The organism is Polaromonas sp. DSP2-3-2b2, assembly GCF_049895905.1.
Lineage (GTDB): Bacteria > Pseudomonadota > Gammaproteobacteria > Burkholderiales > Burkholderiaceae_C > Polaromonas.
The window spans coordinates 106,278-123,459 of sequence record NZ_JAFCTH010000004.1; the positions used below are offsets into that span (position 1 = coordinate 106,278).

General features: G+C 65.0%; 15 protein-coding genes. 7 read left to right on the top strand and 8 right to left on the bottom strand.

Annotated features, from left to right (window positions below):
- Positions 1 to 5: 5 nt before the first annotated feature.
- Positions 6 to 2,438: a glycogen/starch/alpha-glucan phosphorylase gene (locus tag ACP7AD_RS05600; RefSeq protein WP_426145395.1), complete on the bottom strand. Its 2,433-nt coding sequence runs from the start codon at positions 2,436 to 2,438 to the stop codon at positions 6 to 8.
- A 168-nt stretch (positions 2,439 to 2,606) separates the two neighbouring features.
- On the opposite strand from ACP7AD_RS05600, the gene glgC reads away from it, so the two are divergent.
- The 5 genes from glgC to ACP7AD_RS05625 all read left to right on the top strand — a co-directional run bounded on the left by glgC (position 2,607) and on the right by ACP7AD_RS05625 (position 9,481).
- Positions 2,607 to 3,875: a glucose-1-phosphate adenylyltransferase gene (gene glgC / locus ACP7AD_RS05605; RefSeq protein ID WP_426145397.1), complete on the top strand. Its 1,269-nt coding sequence runs from the start codon at positions 2,607 to 2,609 to the stop codon at positions 3,873 to 3,875.
- Positions 3,872 to 5,338: a glycogen synthase GlgA gene (gene glgA / locus ACP7AD_RS05610; RefSeq protein ID WP_426145399.1), complete on the top strand. Its 1,467-nt coding sequence runs from the start codon at positions 3,872 to 3,874 to the stop codon at positions 5,336 to 5,338. Before glgC ends, glgA begins: the two co-directional genes overlap by 4 nt.
- Before the next feature lie 147 nt (positions 5,339 to 5,485).
- Complete coding sequence (locus ACP7AD_RS05615; protein WP_426145400.1) at positions 5,486 to 6,868, top strand: phosphomannomutase/phosphoglucomutase; 1,383 nt, start codon at positions 5,486 to 5,488, stop codon at positions 6,866 to 6,868.
- Between the two features lie 196 nt (positions 6,869 to 7,064).
- The gene (waaC, locus tag ACP7AD_RS05620; RefSeq protein ID WP_426145402.1) at positions 7,065 to 8,138 is read left to right on the top strand and encodes a lipopolysaccharide heptosyltransferase I; all 1,074 of its coding nucleotides are present in this window, start codon (positions 7,065 to 7,067) and stop codon (positions 8,136 to 8,138) included.
- Positions 8,135 to 9,481: a 3-deoxy-D-manno-octulosonic acid transferase gene (locus tag ACP7AD_RS05625; RefSeq protein ID WP_426145403.1), complete on the top strand. Its 1,347-nt coding sequence runs from the start codon at positions 8,135 to 8,137 to the stop codon at positions 9,479 to 9,481. The genes waaC and ACP7AD_RS05625 overlap by 4 nt, the downstream gene beginning before the upstream one ends.
- A 57-nt stretch (positions 9,482 to 9,538) precedes the next feature.
- Here ACP7AD_RS05625 and ACP7AD_RS05630 read toward each other — a convergent pair whose 3' ends face one another.
- The 7 genes from ACP7AD_RS05630 to ACP7AD_RS05660 form a co-directional block, all read right to left on the bottom strand.
- Entirely contained in the window at positions 9,539 to 9,835 is a 297-nt protein-coding gene (locus tag ACP7AD_RS05630; RefSeq protein ID WP_426145405.1) for a hypothetical protein, read from the bottom strand.
- 132 nt (positions 9,836 to 9,967) lie between these two features.
- Positions 9,968 to 11,326, bottom strand: coding sequence for a TolC family outer membrane protein (locus ACP7AD_RS05635; protein WP_426145406.1), 1,359 nt, complete (start codon positions 11,324 to 11,326; stop codon positions 9,968 to 9,970).
- A 105-nt stretch (positions 11,327 to 11,431) separates the two neighbouring features.
- Positions 11,432 to 11,797, bottom strand: coding sequence for a rhodanese-like domain-containing protein (locus ACP7AD_RS05640; RefSeq protein WP_426145408.1), 366 nt, complete (start codon positions 11,795 to 11,797; stop codon positions 11,432 to 11,434).
- Between the two features lie 29 nt (positions 11,798 to 11,826).
- Positions 11,827 to 12,516 (bottom strand): protein-L-isoaspartate O-methyltransferase family protein, encoded by a 690-nt coding sequence (locus ACP7AD_RS05645; protein WP_426145410.1) that lies wholly within the window; start codon positions 12,514 to 12,516, stop codon positions 11,827 to 11,829.
- Between the two features lie 142 nt (positions 12,517 to 12,658).
- On the bottom strand, positions 12,659 to 13,339 hold the full coding sequence (locus ACP7AD_RS05650) for a TetR/AcrR family transcriptional regulator (protein WP_426145412.1): 681 nt from the start codon (positions 13,337 to 13,339) through the stop codon (positions 12,659 to 12,661).
- Positions 13,340 to 13,419: 80 nt separating this feature from the next.
- Positions 13,420 to 14,199 carry a YdcF family protein gene (locus tag ACP7AD_RS05655; RefSeq protein ID WP_426145413.1) on the bottom strand — a complete coding sequence of 260 codons (780 nt, stop codon included), beginning with the start codon at positions 14,197 to 14,199 and terminating at the stop codon, positions 13,420 to 13,422.
- A 61-nt stretch (positions 14,200 to 14,260) separates the two neighbouring features.
- Complete coding sequence (locus ACP7AD_RS05660; RefSeq protein WP_426145415.1) at positions 14,261 to 15,457, bottom strand: acyl-CoA dehydrogenase; 1,197 nt, start codon at positions 15,455 to 15,457, stop codon at positions 14,261 to 14,263.
- 157 nt (positions 15,458 to 15,614) lie between these two features.
- Here ACP7AD_RS05660 and ACP7AD_RS05665 point away from each other — a divergent pair, with 157 nt between their 5' ends.
- Positions 15,615 to 16,508 carry a LysR family transcriptional regulator gene (locus tag ACP7AD_RS05665; RefSeq protein ID WP_426145417.1) on the top strand — a complete coding sequence of 298 codons (894 nt, stop codon included), beginning with the start codon at positions 15,615 to 15,617 and terminating at the stop codon, positions 16,506 to 16,508.
- A 32-nt stretch (positions 16,509 to 16,540) separates the two neighbouring features.
- Entirely contained in the window at positions 16,541 to 17,080 is a 540-nt protein-coding gene (gene msrA / locus ACP7AD_RS05670; protein ID WP_426145418.1) for a peptide-methionine (S)-S-oxide reductase MsrA, read from the top strand.
- Positions 17,081 to 17,182: the final 102 nt, after the last annotated feature.

Genomic DNA, 17,182 nt, shown 5'->3' on the forward strand with positions numbered 1-17,182 from the left:
CGCGCTCAGTGCGCAGCGGGTTCGATGTTCCAGATCTGGCGGGCGTAGTCGCGGATCGTCCGGTCCGATGAAAACACGCCCATGCCCGCCACGTTGGCAATCGCCCGCTCGCACCACTGCGCGGGCTGGCGGTAGAGCGCGTCCACGCGCAGCTGGGTAGCCACATACGCCTCGTAATCGGCCAGCAGCAGGTAATGGTCGCCGCCCCACAGCAGCGAATCGACGAGCGCGCGGTAGCGCCCCGGCTCGCCAGGCGAGAACTGGCCGCCGGCAATCGCGTCCAGCACGCTTTTAAGCGCAGGCAGGCTTTCGTAATAGCGCATCGGCTGGTAGCCGTTTTGCCGCAGCGCATGCACCTCGGGCGTGGTCAAGCCAAAGATGAAGATGTTGTCATCTCCCACGTTCTGCCGGATTTCGATGTTGGCGCCGTCGTCGGTGCCTATGGTCAGCGCGCCGTTCAGGGCCAGCTTCATGTTGCCGGTGCCCGAGGCTTCGGTGCCGGCGGTGGAAATCTGCTCGGACAAATCAGCGCCCGGCATGATGACCTCGGCGACCGACACACCGTAATTCGGCACGAACACCAGCTTGAGCTTGCCGCCGATGCGCTTGTCCTGGTTGATGACGCTGCCGACATCGTGGATCAGCCGGATGATGGACTTGGCCGTGTGGTAGCTCGATGCCGCCTTGCCGGCAAAAATCACCGTGCGCGGCACCCAGTCGGCATTCGGGTTGGCCAGGATGGCCTGGTAGCGCGTCACCACATGCAGCAGGTTGAGCAGCTGGCGCTTGTATTCGTGGATGCGCTTGACCTGCACGTCGAACAAAGTGTCGGGGCTGACGGCGATGCCTGTCGTTTTTTCGATGTAGGCCGCCAGCCGGGCCTTGTTGGCACGCTTGATGGCCATGAACTTGCCCTGGAATTCGGTATCGCTGCGGTGTTCGCCCAGCCGCTTGAGCTGGTCCAGGTCCAGCCGCCATTGCCTGCCCAGCGTGCTGTCCAGCAATGCAGACAGGCCCGGGTTGGCCTGCGCCAGCCAGCGCCGGGGCGTGACGCCGTTGGTCATGTTGGTGAAGCGCTCGGGCCAGAGGTCGGCAAAGTCGGCAAAGATGGTCTGCACCAGCAAATCCGAATGCAGCGCCGACACGCCGTTGACCTTGTGGCTGCCGACCACCGACAGATGCGCCATGCGCACGCGGCGCTCGCCGTGCTCGTCGATCAGCGACAGCCGCGCCAAAAATGCGTTGTCGCCCGGGCGGTGGCGCGCGGCCATTTCCAGGAATTCCTTGTTGATGCGGAAAATGATTTCCAGGTGGCGCGGCAGCACATGCTGTATCAAGGCGACCGGCCAGGTTTCCAGCGCCTCGGGCATCAGGGTGTGGTTGGTGTACGAGAAGGTCTTGCCGCACAGCGCCCAGGCGTCAGCCCACGGCATCTTGTGTTCGTCGCACAGCAGCCGCATGAGTTCGGCCACACCGATGGCCGGATGCGTGTCGTTCAGGTGAATCGCGACCTGTTCGGCCAGGTTGCCAAGGGTCGGGTGCTCGTCCAGGTGGCGCTTGACCAAATCTTGTATTGACGCGGCGACGAAAAAATATTCCTGCTTCAGGCGAAGCTCGCGTCCGGCCGGCGTGCTGTCGTTGGGGTAAAGCACCCAGGAGATGTTCTCGAACTCGTTCTTGGCCGTCGCCGCCCGGGCATAGTCGCCGGTGTTGAAGGCGTTCAGGTCGATGTGCGCCGGCGCCACGGCCTTCCACAGGCGCAATGTGCTGACCAGCGGCGTGCCGTGGCCGGGCACGACCATGTCGTAGGCCTTGGCGGCGACTTCGCCGGCGTGGCGCCAGACGGGCGTACCGTTCAGGTGCTCGACCCAGCCGCCAAAACGCACCGGGTAGCTGATGCCGGCGCGCGGAAATTCCCACGGCGTGCCGTCCTGCAGCCACGGGTCGGGGTATTCGACCTGCGAACCATCCTGGATTTCCTGCGCGAACATGCCGTATTCATAGCGGATGCCGTAGCCGAACGAGGGCAGGCCGAGCGTCGCCATCGAGTCGAGAAAGCATGCCGCCAGCCGGCCCAGGCCGCCGTTGCCCAGGGCTGCGTCGGCCTCGCGGTCGGCCACGTCTTCCAGGGTCTGGGCATGCTGGATCAAGCCCTGAGCCGCGCCGCTGGTCAGGTTAAGCGCGGCCAGCGCGTTCGACAGCGTGCGGCCCATCAGGAATTCCATCGACAGGTAGACCACCCGGCGCGCCTTGGCCGCGTGCTGGTGCGACTGGGTTTCGACCCAGCGCCGGGACAGTTGCTGGCGCGCCACTTGGGCCACGGCCTGCATCAGGTCGGTGCGGCTGGCGTCTTCGGAGGCCACGCCGACAGTGCACAGCAAATGATCTTCGATTTGCGCCGCCAGGGCATGTTTGGCGATCGGTGGGAGTGAGTTCACGGCGGTATCCTTTGAGGTGCGGCAGACAGGCAGGCTACCTGCAAGGAGTGGGCCAGCCGTCAAATTCCGCTGATTCTCGCATGCGGCAAACGCTGACCGGCGTTCCTTTGAAGGCCCGGTATTAAGATGGCGAAGCCCTTTCCAAACCACCTCTGTGTCAAGGACAAAATGAAACCCAACGAACTTGCACAAAGCCTTGACTTGCCTAAACGCGCCATTGCCCTGGTGCTGGCCGGCGGACGCGGCAGCCGCCTGATGAACCTGACCGACAGCCGGGCCAAGCCGGCAGTCTATTTCGGCGGCAAGTTCCGGATCGTTGATTTCGCGCTGTCGAACTGCCTCAATTCGGGCATACGGCGCATTGGCGTCATCACCCAGTACAAGAGCCACAGCCTGCTGCGGCACCTGCAGCGCGGCTGGGCCTTCCTGAAGACCGAGATGAACGAGTTCGTCGATCTGCTGCCGGCCCAGCAGCGCAACGACAACGAACACTGGTACCGGGGAACGGCCGACGCGGTGCAGCAGAACCACGACATCCTGGAAAGCTACGGCGCCGACTACATCGTGGTGCTGGCCGGCGACCACATCTACAAGATGAACTACGCGCTGATGCTCGCCGACCATGTAGCCAAGGGCCGTGACTGCACTGTCGGCTGCATCGCCGTGCCGCGCATGGAAGCCAGCGCCTTTGGCGTAATGGCGGTCGACGAGCACAGCATGGTCACTGAATTCCTCGAAAAACCCGCCGACCCGCCGGGCATGCCGGGCCGCCCTGACATGGCGCTGGCCAGCATGGGCATCTACATCTTCAACGCCGGGTACCTCTACAAGGAACTGGCGCGCGACATGGCTGATGCGGATTCGAGCCATGACTTTGGCAAGGACATCATTCCCCGCGCGGTGAAGAACGGCGAGGTGGCGGCGCATCCGTTCGCGCTGAGCTGCGTGCCGTCCAGCGACGTGGCAGAGCCCTACTGGCGCGATGTCGGAACCATAGACGCCTACTGGGAGGCGAACATCGACCTGACCGCCACCGACCCCGAACTCAACCTGTACGACCAGCACTGGCCGATCTGGACCTACCAGGCACAGCTGCCGCCGGCCAAGTTCGTGCATAACCAGGAGGACAGGCGCGGCATGGCGATCGAATCGACCGTGTCGGGCGGCTGCATCGTGTCGGGCTATGTGTTTCGCTCGGTGCTGTTCTCCAGCGTGCGGGTTCACTCCCACGCCAGGGTCCAGTGGTCGGTGCTGCTGCCCGGCGTTCAGGTGGGGCAAGGCGCCAGCCTGAACCGCGTGGTGGTGGACCGGGGCTGCACCATTCCCGACGGCATGGTGATTGGCGAAAACGCTGAACTTGACAGCCAGCGGTTTCACCGCAGCCCGAACGGCATCACGCTGGTCACCCGGAGCATGCTGGAGAAGATTGCAATATGAAAATCCTGCATGCTGCCGCCGAGGTGTTTCCGCTCATCAAGACCGGCGGGCTGGCCGACGTGGTTGGCGCGCTGCCCGAGGCACTGATGGCGCAAGGCGCCGATGTCCGGCTGGTGCTGCCCGGCCTGCCGGCCATTCTGGCGGGCGTGCCCGACCAGCAGGCGATCTGCGAACTGGGCGCCATGTTTGGCGCCGGCCGCGTCACCCTGCGCCTGGGCCGGCTGGCACACAACGGCGTCGCCGCCTATGTGATCGACGCGCCTTATCTTTACCAGCGACCGGGTAACCCTTACCTGGCGCCCGACGGCAGCGAGTGGCTGGATAACCTGCAGCGCTTTGGACTGCTCGGCTGGGTGGCTGCGCACCTGGCCGCCGGCGAGTTGGACCCCGACTGGACGCCCGACGTGCTGCATGCCCACGACTGGCACGCGGCCATGGCCTGCGCCTATGCCGCCTGCCATCCCGGCACCCGCGCGGCCACGGTGTTCACGATCCACAACCTGGCCTACCAGGGCCTGTTCGACGAGGGCGACTTTCACCTGCTCGGCCTGCCGTCGCGCCTGATGGTGCCGGTCGGGCTCGAATTCCATGGCCAGCTGTCCTTCATGAAAGCCGGCTTGAAATATGCCCAGCGCATCACCACGGTGAGCCCGACCTATGCGCATGAAATTGCCACCGACGCGTTTGGCTGCGGCCTGGACGGCGTGATTCGTGCCCGGGGCGCGGACGTGTCCGGCATCCTGAACGGGGTGGACGGCGCCGTCTGGAACCCGGCCACCGACATCTTGATCGCCGCGCCGTATTCGGCCGACAGGCTGGACGGCAAGGCGCTGTGCAAGGCGGCCCTGCAGCGCGAATTGGGCTTGAACGTCGATGCCGGCGCGCCGCTGTTTTGCGTCGTCAGCCGGCTGACGTCGCAAAAGGGACTGGACCTGTTGCTTGACGCCTTGCCCGCGCTGCTCGATTTTCCGGCGGCGGGCGGCCCCCAGCTGGCCGTTCAGGGCAATGGCGACCCGGCGCTCGAAGCCGCCTTTTCCCAGGCGGCGGCCGTGCATCCGGGCCGTGTCGCGGTGCGGCTGGTGTATGACGAGGCGCTGGCGCACCGCATGATCGCTGGTGCCGACGCAATGCTCGTGCCGTCGCGCTTCGAACCCTGCGGCCTGACCCAGCTTTACGCCCTGCGCTACGGCACGGTGCCGGTGGTGCGGCATGTTGGCGGCCTGGCCGACACAGTGGTCGGCGCCACGCAGGCCGCCGTGCTGAACGACTCGGCCACCGGTTTCAGTTTCGGCCCGGCCACGCCCGCCGCGCTGGCGCAGGCGCTGCGCCAGGCGGTTGCTGCCCACGACCAGCCCGCGCTCTGGCGCCAGATGATGCTGCGCGGCATGGCGCAGAATTTCTCATGGGAAGCGGCCGCCGCGCAGTACATGACGCTGTACCAGAGCGCCAGGGCAGCAGCTTGAGGCGCGTGTATGAACAAGGCCCGTTTAGCCGGGTCGCCTCATGTTTCCTCGCGGTTACAGGCGCTGTATAGAATTCCCGGTCGTTGTTTTTTTCTTTCCTGTACTCCGGCCCTGTAGCGCCATCACCCCTTTGAAAAGAGCCTCACCATGCAAGTAGCCGCTTCGATCTTCAAGGCCTATGACATCCGGGGCGTTGTCCCCAGCACGGTGACCGAAGCGGTTGCCGAGGCCATCGGCAAGGCCTTTGGCTCCATTGCGCTGGCGCAGGGCGAAACGGCAGTGGCGGTCGGCCGCGACGGCCGGCTCAGCGGCCCGGCGCTCAGCGCCGCGCTGGTGCGCGGCCTGGTGGCGGTTGGCATCGAGGTGATCGATGTCGGCATGGTCACCACGCCGATGCTGTATTTCGCGGCCAACACCCTGTGCAACAGCGGCATCCAGGTCACCGGCAGCCACAACCCCAAGGACTACAACGGCTTCAAGATGGTCATGGCCGGGCGTGCCATCTATGGCGACGACATCCAGGCCATTCGCGCCATGATGGAAGAAGAAACCTGGCGCCTGAAGGCCGGCGGCTCGGTGCGCCAGGAGGATGTGACGGCCGCCTACCAGGCACGCATCGTGTCCGACATCAAGCTGTCCCGGCCCATGAAGATCGTCGTCGATTGCGGCAACGGCGTGGCCGGCGCAACCGCGCCCGACATTTTCCGGGCCATCGGCTGCGAAGTCACCGAGCTGTTCAGCGAGGTCGACGGCAACTTTCCCAACCACCATCCCGACCCAAGCAAGCCCGAGAACCTGCAGGACCTGATCAAGGCCCTGCAGGCCGGCGACGCCGAACTCGGTCTGGCCTTCGACGGCGACGGCGACCGCCTGGGCATCGTCACCAAGGACGGCCAGAACATCTACCCCGACCGCCAGATGATGCTGTTCGCGCGCGACGTGCTGAGCCGCGTGCCGGGCGGCACCATCGTCTATGACGTGAAATGCTCGCAGCGCCTGGCGCCCGACATCGAAGCCGCCGGCGGCGTGCCGCTGATGTTCAAGACCGGCCATTCGCTGATCAAGGCCAAGATGAAGGAAGTCAACTCCCCGCTGGGCGGCGAGATGAGCGGCCACATCTTCTTCAAGGAACGCTGGTTCGGTTTTGATGACGGCACCTATGCCGGCTGCCGGCTGCTCGAAATCGTCAGCAAGGCGCCCGATGCCGGCGTGCTGCTCAACAGCCTGCCGACCAGCTTCAGCACGCCCGAGATCAACGTGCCCTGCGCCGAAGGCGAGCAGCACACGGCGGTGGCCGCGCTGATCAAGGCCGCGCATTTCGACGCGCCCGCCAAGATTTCGACCATCGACGGCGTGCGCGTGGACTGGCCCGACGGCTTTGGCCTGATCCGCGCGTCGAACACCACGCCGGTGCTGGTGCTGCGCTTTGAAGGCCAGACGCAGGCGGCGCTGGACCGCATCCAGGCCGCCATGCTGGTGCTGCTGCGCAGCGTGAAGCCCGATGCGGTGTTCGCCGCGCCTGCGCATTGATGGTGCCTGGTTTTGCTCCTTCCCCCGCTGGGGGAAGGCCGGGATGGGGGTTCGCGGAGGCCGCACGAAAATCGCTGCCTGGTGCCATGGCTGGCTCTGAGAAGAGTCGCTGGGCTACGTGCCTGGGCGAGCGCGGCCAGGAGCCCCCATCCCAACCTTCCCCCAAAGGCGGGAAGGAGGAAGTCAGCAAACCCGCGTGAACATTCTTTTGGTCAAGCTCTCGTCCCTGGGCGATGTGGTGCATGCCCTGCCGGTGGTGCAGGACATCCTCGCGGCCTTGCCTGGCGCGCGCATCGACTGGGTGGTTGAGAAATCGTTTGCCCCCGTGCTGGCGCTGAACCATGGGCTGCACCGTGTCATTCCGTGCGAAATCCGGCGCTGGAGCAAGTCGCCGCTGTCGGCGGTCACGCGCCAGCAGTGGAACGCCTTCAAGGCTGACCTTCGACAAACCGACTACGACGCGGTCATCGATCTGCAGGGCCTGACCAAATCCGCCGTGGTGGCGCGGCTGGCGCGGCTGGCGCCCGGCGGCAAGCGTTACGCGCTGGGCAACCAGACCGACGGCTCCGGCTACGAAGCCCCCACGCGCTGGGTGGCCGACGTGGCGATACGCATCACACCGCACATCCACGCCGTGCAGCGCTCGCGCGAACTGGCGGCCCGGGCGCTGGGCTATTCCCTCGCGCCCAGCCCGGACTTTGGGCTGAAAAGGCATTTTGTCCAGGCAGGACGGGAGGTATATGCTCCTGAAATAATAGCAAACAGGGTGGCTTTCGTGCATGGTACGTCGCGCTCCGACAAGGAATGGCCGCTCGCGCACTGGACGGCCCTGGGCCATCGCCTGAATGCCGCCGGCTACCAGGTCGTGCTGCCCCACGGCAATGAAAAAGAACAGCGCAAAAGCCAGGCGATTGCCAGCGCGCTGAATGAAAGCGCGCCCGGCCATGCCATCGTCTGGCCGCTGCTGCCGCTCGATGCGCTGACGCACGAGCTGGCCCAGTGCGCCGGCGTCATCGGCGTGGACAGCGGCGTCAGCCACATTGCCGTGGCGCTGGACCTGCCGCATGTGCAGCTCTACAACTTCGATACCGCCTGGCGCACCGGCCCCGACGCGGCCAGCGGGCGGCAGGTCAGCGTGTACGGCGCGCCCGAGCCTGGCGTGGATGATGTCTGGCAGGCTTGGCTCGGTTGCCTGGAAACCGTGCAGGAGCCGCCGAAGCGGACTTCCAAAGCCCTGGAATGGTCGGCGTCCGGGGCTGATGGCGAATGAGCGGCTGGGCGCGCGCGCTGTATTCGGCGCTCATGACGCTCGGCCAGCCGCTGCTGCGGCGCAAGCTGGCGCGGCGCGGGCGGCAGGAACCCGGCTACCTCGAAGCCGTGGGCGAACGCTTCGGCCACTACAGCCAGCCGCCTGAAACGCAAGCGGAACTGGTCTGGGTGCATGCCGTGTCGCTGGGCGAAACCCGCACCGCCGCCATGCTGCTCAAGGCGCTGCGCGCGCAGCATCCGGCGCTGCGGCTGCTGCTCACCCACGGCACTGCCACCGGCCGCGAAGAGGGGCGGGTGCTGCTCAAGTCCATGGGCCGGCCCGGGGACATTCAGGTCTGGCAGCCGTGGGACAGCCCGGCGGCGGTGAAGCGCTTTTTCAGCCACTTCAAGCCGCGCCTGGGCCTGCTGATGGAAACTGAAATCTGGCCCAACCTCGTTGCCCAAGCCCGGGCGCGTGGCATGCCGCTGGTGCTGGTCAATGGCCGGCTGTCTGAAAAGTCGCTCAAGCAGGCGCAGGGCCTGGCGCCCTTGTCGCTGCCCGCTTATGGCGCGCTGTCGGCGGTGTTCGCGCAAACCGAAGGCGACGCCGAGCATTTTCGCCAGCTGGGCGCGCCGGTCGCCGGCGTGTTTGGCAATCTGAAGTTCGACGCCACGCCGGACGCCGTCCAACTGGCCAAAGGGCAGGCTTGGGGCCAGTCGCTGGCGCAGCCGGTGTTGATGTTCGCCAGCTCGCGTGAAGGCGAGGAAGACCAGCTTTTTAAGCAAATAAAGGCTTTTGCGCACGTCCCACCTGCGCAAGCAGCTATGAATTCAGTAGCAAATAAGCTCTCCGCTGGTTTCAAGGCCCTGATCGTTCCGCGCCACCCGCAGCGCTTTGACGAAGTGGCCGCGCTCGCCGCGCAGCACGGCCTGCGCGTGTCGCGCCGCTCGCAATGGACCGGCAGCCCGGCCGACAGCGCTGAGGCGATGAACGCCGATGTCTGGCTCGGCGATTCGCTGGGCGAGATGGCGCTGTATTACGGCCTGAGCGATGCGGCCCTGCTGGGCGGCAGCTTTGCGCCGCTGGGCGGGCAAAACCTGATCGAGGCCGCCGCCTGCGGCTGCCCGGTCGTGATGGGGCCGCACACTTTCAATTTCACCGAAGCGGCGGCGCTGGCCGAGGCCGAGGGCGCGGCGCGGCGCGTGGCGGACATGGAAGAAGCGGTGCGTGCCGGACTGGTGCTGGCTGAAGATCCGGCTGCGCTGGCGAAAGCGGTCGCAGCCGGCCTGGCGTTTTCGGCAAGGAACCAGGGGGCGACAGCGCGGACGGTGCAGGCGTTGCGGGAATATTTGCAGCCAGGGTGAACAGATTAAAAAAACCAGTCAACTGGCCGCACGGCCGCGCCTGCTGGCGCCCTTGCCTTAAACCACCGTCATGACGACCAGCCACAGTGCGGAAGTCCAGGCCATGGCCCGGCTGCATCGGGGGGTGCGCCACAAGGCCACGACCAAAAAAGCGTTGTAAGGCAACAGGGCGAAATGCACCGCCACCGCAATTGCCAGGTGAACGCCCTGCGCCGCCAGCATCAACGCGGCAAAGCCGGTCACCAGATTGATGACGCTGCCGACGACCACAATGTCCTTCCAGTACAGCACGGCCAGTGCGGTTTCGCCGCGCCATCGGCTGACCATGAAGCCCGGGTTGTTTTCTTGAGTCACCCGTCACCCTGTACAAAAAGATATACACCCGCCTTGGCCATGGCGAAAGCTACGCCTTGCCCTCAAACTTTGTCATTGGCAGATTTCAGCAGCAGCATCAGCATCAGTTTCCCCGCAGTTTTTTATACCGGTTCAGCGTGCCAGCAGCCCATTGACCTGCTGCAAATCTTCAGGCGTCAGCGTTCCGCTGGCCTGGCGCAGCCGCAGCCCGCCGAGCAGCACGTTGTAGCGCGCCTGCGCCAGGTCGCGCTTGGTCTGGAACAGCTGGCTTTGCGCGTTGAGCACGTCGATGTTGATGCGCACGCCGACCTGGTAGCCCAGGCGGTTGGCGTCGAGCGCGCTCTGGCTCGACAGCTCGGCGGCTTCCAGCGCGCGGACCTGGCCCTGGCCCGATTGCACGCCGAAATAGGCGGTGCGCACGTTCTGCGACACGCTGCGGCGCGCGCCTTCCAGGTCGCTCAGTGCCTTGTCGCGCAGCGCCAGCGTTTCGCGAATGCGGTTTTGCGTCGAGAAACCGGCGAACAGCGGCACATTGAGCAGCAGGCCGACGCTGCCGGTGTTGGCGCGCGAGGAAATGCCGGCTTGCGCGGTGGTATTCGACGGGTTTTTGGTGACGTTGTAGCTGGCGGTCGCGTCCAGCGTCGGCTGGTGGCCGGCTTCGGCTTTTTTGACTTCCAGATCGGCAATTTCGGCATTGCTGCGGGCCTGGCGAATCGCGGGATTCACCAGCTCGGACTGGCTGACCCAGGTGCTGATTTCCGCCGGCCTGATGTCGGGAAGATTCACCGGAAAGGCCAACGGCCGGGGCTGCGATTCGGTGATGCCCACCAGCTGGTCGAGCGCGATCTTGCGCACGCGCAGGTCGTTTTCGGCGGCGATTTCCTGGGCGCTCACCAGGTCAAAGCGCGCCTGGGCTTCGCGGGTGTCGGTGATGGTCGAGGTGCCGACCTCGAAATTGCGCTTGGCAAACGCCAGCTGCTCGTTCACCGCTTCCTTTTGTGCGCGCACAAAAGCCAGCGTGTCCTGCGCGGCCAGCACGTCAAAGTAAGCCTGGCTGGTGCGAACGATCAGGTCCTGCGAGGCGGCTTCCAGCTGGGCTCTAGCCAGATCGACCTGCCGGAAACCCTGCTCGTAATTGGCCCAGTTGCCCGGCCGGTACAAGGGCTGGCTGGCGCTCAGCGTGGCGCTGCGGGTGTTGAAGCTGGTGCTGCCGCCCGCCGGGGATAGGGTGCTGTCAACATTGACCCGCGAGGCGCCCGCCGACAGGCCGGCGGTCGGCAAAATGCCGGCCCTGGCCTGGTCGGCGCGCGCCAGGTTGGCGTCGTATTGCAGCTTGGCCGACTGGTACGTGGCGTCAAAGGCGCGCGCTGATTCATACAACTCGACCAGGCTCTGCGCCCGCGCCAGCGGCGCCAGGCTTGCCAGCGCGAATGCGACCGAAACGGGCAGCATCGGCAGGCTGGAGAGGGACAGTTTGGGGAGCAGGTTCATAGAGGTCTTGCTTGAAGTTGAATGCATCAAAAATTAAACCGGCTAGCGCGTGGCCCACGCACGCAGGGCGGCCCGGGCGGGTTCACCGCTTCGGACCACGGCCGGCTAGTAGCGCGGAACCGACGGATCGACCTGTTGCGTCCAGGCGTCGATGCCGCCTTGCAGGTTGACGACTTCGGCAAAACCGCCTTGTGCCAAATAGTTGGCCACCTGCAGGCTGCGCATGCCGTGGTGGCACAGGCAGGCAACCGGATGGTCGGCGCCGAGCGTGTCCTTCAGTTCGGCCAGGCGGGCCGGCATCTCGCGCATGGGCAGGGCCAGCAAGCTGAAGCCGTCTTCCCGGACCGATGCGGTTTGCACTTCCCAGGGTTCGCGCACATCAAGCACCACCGGAAGGACGGTCGGCGCCAGGCCGGCGGCGGCACGGTCGCGCCAGGCGGCAAAGTCGGCGGGATGGAGTTGAGGAATCATTCGGCTGGCCTTGCGGTGGGTTTAGGAGCTCAGAACGTGAATTTCGACGGTTCGCGGAAGTTGAGCAACCGGGGCGCGACCGTGTCCCACGCCTGGGTGGTGCGAAACGAGTCTTTGCCGACGCGGGTGATGAGCGTGGCGCGCATCATCGGCTCGTTCCCGACGATGGCGCTGAGCCGGCCGCCGACCTTGAGCAGATCCAGCAGCGCCGGCGGCACTTCGGCCACCGAGCCGCTGAGCACGATCACGTCGAACGGGCCGCGCAGCGCGCCGTTCTCGGACACGGCCTCGGCCAGGTTGGCTGCGCCGTCGGCCAGGCGAACCTCGGCGTTGTAGATGCCGGCCTTTTGCAGGTTGCGGCGGGCCATTTCAACCAGCGCCGGTTCGATCTCCAGGGTGATGACCTGCTGCGCGCGGTGCGCAAGCAGCGCGGCCATGTAGCCCGAGCCGGAGCCGATTTCCAGCACCTTTTCATGCTTTTGCACGGCCAGGTCCTGCAGCAGCCGGGCTTCGACCCGGGGCGCGAGCATGCACTGGCTGGGGTTGTGCTGCGGCGGCAGCGGAATTTCCATGTCCACGAAGGCCAGCGCCTTGCAGGCCGGCGGCACGAAGTCCTCGCGGCGGACCAGCGCGAGCAGGGAAAGGACCTGGCTGTCCAGCACTTCCCAGGGGCGGATTTGCTGCTCGATCATGTTGAAGCGGGCTTGTTCGTAGTTCATGGCGGACCTGTTGTGGGGCGGTGGTATTAAAAGTAGACGGCGTGCAGTGCAGGCGCTGATTTTAGACGGCGCGCGCTTTGCCATCCTGACGCGGATTGCGCGCTGGCGGCGACGGATGGCCCTGCAAACTGCGCTTCATGGCTCAGGCTTTCGGGTCGCCCTGGCGCGCATCGCTTGGCGCGGCGCGCATGCCGTCCAGAAGAATGCCCAGCTGCGACGCGATGTATTTTTTAGGATCGAGCGCCAAATCGTTGGGCATGCAAACGCCCGTCGAATGCCGCGACAGGATCATGAAGACCATCGGCGCGACCACGCTGTACACCGCATAGTCCAGGTCCATGGGGCGGAATTCGCCACGGTCGATGCCGCGCTGCAGGATGCGGCGGATCAGCGAATGGCCGGGCTGGACGACTTCGTGCTGGTAAAAAGCGGCAATGTCCGGGAAGTTGGCGGCCTCGCTCATCATCAGCTTGGTCAGGCCGGAGGCCCGGGTCGCGCCCACCCGGTCCCACCAGCTGTGCATGCAGTAGCTCAGCATGTCGCGGCTGCTGCCCTTGAACGCTTCGAAGTCGCTGTTCCACTCGACCAGCCGGCCCGCGATGTTTTCGCGCACCACCGCCTTGAACAGCTCGTCCTTGCTGGGAAAGTAGAGGAACAGTGTGCCCTTGGACACGCCGGCGCGCGCCGCGACTTCTTCCACGCGGGTGGCGGCGAAGCCTTTTTCAACAAACAGGTCCAGCGCGGCATCGAGCAACTCGCCCGGCCGGGCTTCCTTGCGGCGCTCGCGTTTGGCGCCAAGGGTGGGTAGGGTGTCGGTGGGCAAAGGATCGTTTGTATATTACTGACTGACTGGTTAGTAATATAGCTTTTCGCCTTTGCGCCGTCAACCGCAAGGCCTGGCCATTACATCGGCGTGAACCGGCCGACCGCCAGGCCCAGGCATTCGCGCAGCACCTGCCGCGAAGCCAGCAGTCCTTGCGCGGAAGGCAGCCATTGCAGCAACCGGCTTTCGAAGGGCAGCGTGAACGCCATCGGCGCGGGCGTCACGACAAAGCCGGCGCGCTGAAAAGCGGCCACCGAGCGCGGCATGTGCCAGGCATCGGTGACCAGCGCAATGCGCTGCACGCCTTCGCGCATCAGCACGGGCGCGAGCAGGCGCGCATTGCTTGAAGTGTCGCGCGACACGGCTTCGCTCCAGCGCAGCGCAAAGCCAAAGTCCTGCTGCGCCACGCGCGCGGCGACGTCGGCCTCCGACGCCTGCTGCATGCCATCGGCCGCCCAGCCTGCGCCGCCGGTAAAGGCGAGCGGCAGGCCGGACTGGCGCGCCAGCCAGATGCCATAGCGCAGCCGGGCCGCTGTGGAAGGGGATGGTTGGGCCGTGCCGCCGTATTCGGGCGCTTCAGGCAGCAGGCCGCCGCCGAGCACGACGATGGCCTGGACTTTTCGGGCTTGCAGCTGGGCGACGGAAGCCGGTGCAAATTGCGGCAGCGCATGGCGCGCCAGCCACACCGCCGTGCCGTGGCAGCTGAGCCCCCACAGCGCCAGCAGCGACAGCGCGACCAGCGCCAAGCCGCCGCGCTTTTTCCTGAAAGCCAGCAGCACGCCCAGCAGCGCCAGCAGCAGCGGCGCCAGCGGCGGCATCAGCAGGCTGGTCAGCAGCGGTTTGAGCGCGCCCAGTTCCATCAATTACTATAAAAATAATAGCTGGATGTGCCCGCTGTACCTGCGCTAGATGCCTGAATGATCAATAAAATGCCTGCAGGCCGGTCTGCGCGCGGCCCAGGATCAATGCATGCACGTCATGCGTGCCTTCATAGGTGTTGACGGTTTCCAGGTTGATCATGTGGCGGATCACGTGGTATTCGTCATGGATGCCGTTGCCGCCGTGCATGTCGCGCGCCATGCGGGCAATGTCGAGCGACTTGCCGCAGGAATTGCGCTTGATCAGCGAGATCATCTCGGGCACGGCCCGGTCTTCGTCCATCAGCCGGCCGACGCGCAAACAAGCCTGCAGGCCGAGCGTGATTTCGGTTTGCATGTCGGCGAGCTTCTTTTGGATCAGCTGGGTCTGCGCCAGCGGACGGCCAAACTGGATGCGGTCCATGGTGTAGTTGCGGGCACGGAACCAGCAGTCTTCGGCCGCGCCGAGTGCACCCCAGGCGATGCCGTAGCGCGCTTTGTTCAGGCAGCCGAACGGGCCTTTGAGGCCGCTCACATTGGGCAGCAGGTTTTCAGCGGGCACAAACACGCCATCCATGACAATCTCGCCGGTGATGCTGGCGCGCAGGCTCATCTTGCCTTCGATCTTCGGGGCGCTCAGGCCCTTCATGCCCTTTTCGAGCACGAAGCCATGGATTGCTTCCTGGCCGCCGACCTTGCCGTCTTCGTCTTCAAGCTTGGCCCAGACCACGAACACGTCGGCGATCGGGCTGTTGGTGATCCACATCTTGGCGCCATTCAGGATGAAGCCGCCATCGACCGGCTTGGCGCGCGTCAGCATGCTGGCCGGGTCGGAGCCGTGGTTCGGTTCGGTCAGGCCGAAGCAGCCGACCCATTCGCCGGTGGCTAATTTTGGCAGGTACTTCTGCTTTTGCGCTTCGTTGCCGTAGGCGTTGATCGGGTGCATGACCAGCGACGACTGCACGCTGATGGCGCTGCGGTAGCCGCTGTCGACGCGCTCGACCTCGCGCGCCACCAGCCCGTAGCTGACGTAGTTCAGGCCGGCGCAGCCGTAGCCTTCAATCGTCGAGCCCAGAAAGCCCATGGCGCCGGCTTCGTTCATGATCTCGCGGTCGAACTTTTCGTGGCGCGCGGCCATCAGCACGCGCGGCTGGAGCTTTTCCTGGCAGAAGGCGTTGGCCGCCTCCTGCACCGCGCGCTCGTCGTCGGTGAGCTGCTCGGACAGAAAAAACGGGTCTTCCCAGTTGAATTTGGTTTTCATGGTGCGGTCCTTGAAGGTCGGTGGGGCGGGTGGATAAAGGGGCGTGGGCAAAGTGTAGGGGGAATGATTTTCTGCCTGCCTCGCGCCTGCATTGTTAGGCCATCATGAATACTTGTCCAATATCAATTAGCAATGCAACGATATATTATTTGTATCTATGGAATTCCGACACCTGCGCTATTTTTTGACTCTGGCTGAAGAGCTGCACTTTGGCCGGGCTGCGCGCCGGCTGTCCATTTCGCAGCCGCCGCTGTCGCTGAACATCCAGCAACTCGAAGCGTCGGTTGGCGCCCGGCTGTTCACGCGCAGCAGCAAATCTGTCGCGCTGACCGCCGCCGGCCTGGCTTTTGTTCCGGCCGCGCGGGCGCTACTCGACCAGGCGGCGCAGGCGGCCAACCATGCGCGGGACGTGGGGCAGGGCATGGCCGGCAGCCTGGCGATCGGCTTTGCCGGCACTATGCTCTACAGCGGCCTGCCCGGCATTTTGGAGCGTTTTCAGGCGCAGCATCCGCTGCTGCGGCTGATGCTCAAGGAACTCAGTTCGAGCGAGCAGCTGATCGAACTGGCGCATGACCGGCTCGACATCGGTTTTGTCCACACCACCCGCGTGCCGCCCGAGTTGTCGCAAATCCTGGTGTCCAGTCAGGCGCTGGTCGGCTGTCTGCCGGCCGGCCACCGGCTGGCGCAGCAGGCGACGCTGTCGCTCACGGCGCTGCAGGGCGAGCCGTTTGCCGTGGTGTCGCGCGCGGTGTCGCCTGATTACCATGAGCGCATCCTCGGTATTTGCACTGATGCTGGCTTTCACCCCGAGATTCGTTTTGAGCTGCGCCACTGGCTGAGCGTGGTGTCGCTGGTGTCGCAGGGCATGGGCGTGGCCTTGGTGCCGGCGGCGCTCAGCCAGTCGGCCATGGCGGGCACGGTGTTCATGCCGCTGGACCGCGCCACCACGCCCTATGACACGCATTGCCTGTGGAAAACCGCCCGCGACAATCCCGCGCTGGCATCCTTCGTGAAAGCCGTGCGCGATGCAAGTGCGCAGCCAAGCGGCTAAAGTGGCCGGTCAGCAAAAAGGAAACCATTCTCATGAGCGAATCACAAACCATCACCCTGGGCGGCGGCTGCTTCTGGTGTACCGAGGCGGTTTACGTCAAGGTGCGCGGCGTGCTTGACGTGGAGTCGGGCTACAGCAACGGCCAGGCGGCGCGGCCCAGCTATGAAGATGTCTGCACCGGCCGCACCGGCTGCAACGAGGTTGTGAAGCTGACCTATGACCCGGCGCAGATCACCCTGCGCGAGATATTGGAAATCTTTTTCGTCATCCACGACCCGACCAGCCTGAACCGCCAGGGCAACGACGCCGGCACGCAGTACCGCAGCGGCATCTATTTTGAGACGCCCGAACAGAAAGCGGTGGCCGACGACTTCATCCGCGAAGCCAGCCAGGACAAGACCTTTGGCAAGCCCATCGTGACCGAAGTGCTGCCGCTGGCGAATTACTGGCCGGCCGAAAACTATCACCAGGATTACTTCGAGAACAACCCGAACGGCGGCTACTGCGCCTTCGTGGTCGGACCGAAGGTCGAGAAATTTCGCAAGACGTTTGCGTCGCGGGTGAAAGACTGAAAAACCGGACGCGGCGCCAGACTTGACATGCTATTGAATAAATAGCTGTCCGTGCCCGCGCTCATTGCGCAAAAAGCCTGTTGGATGCACGAAAACCCAGCG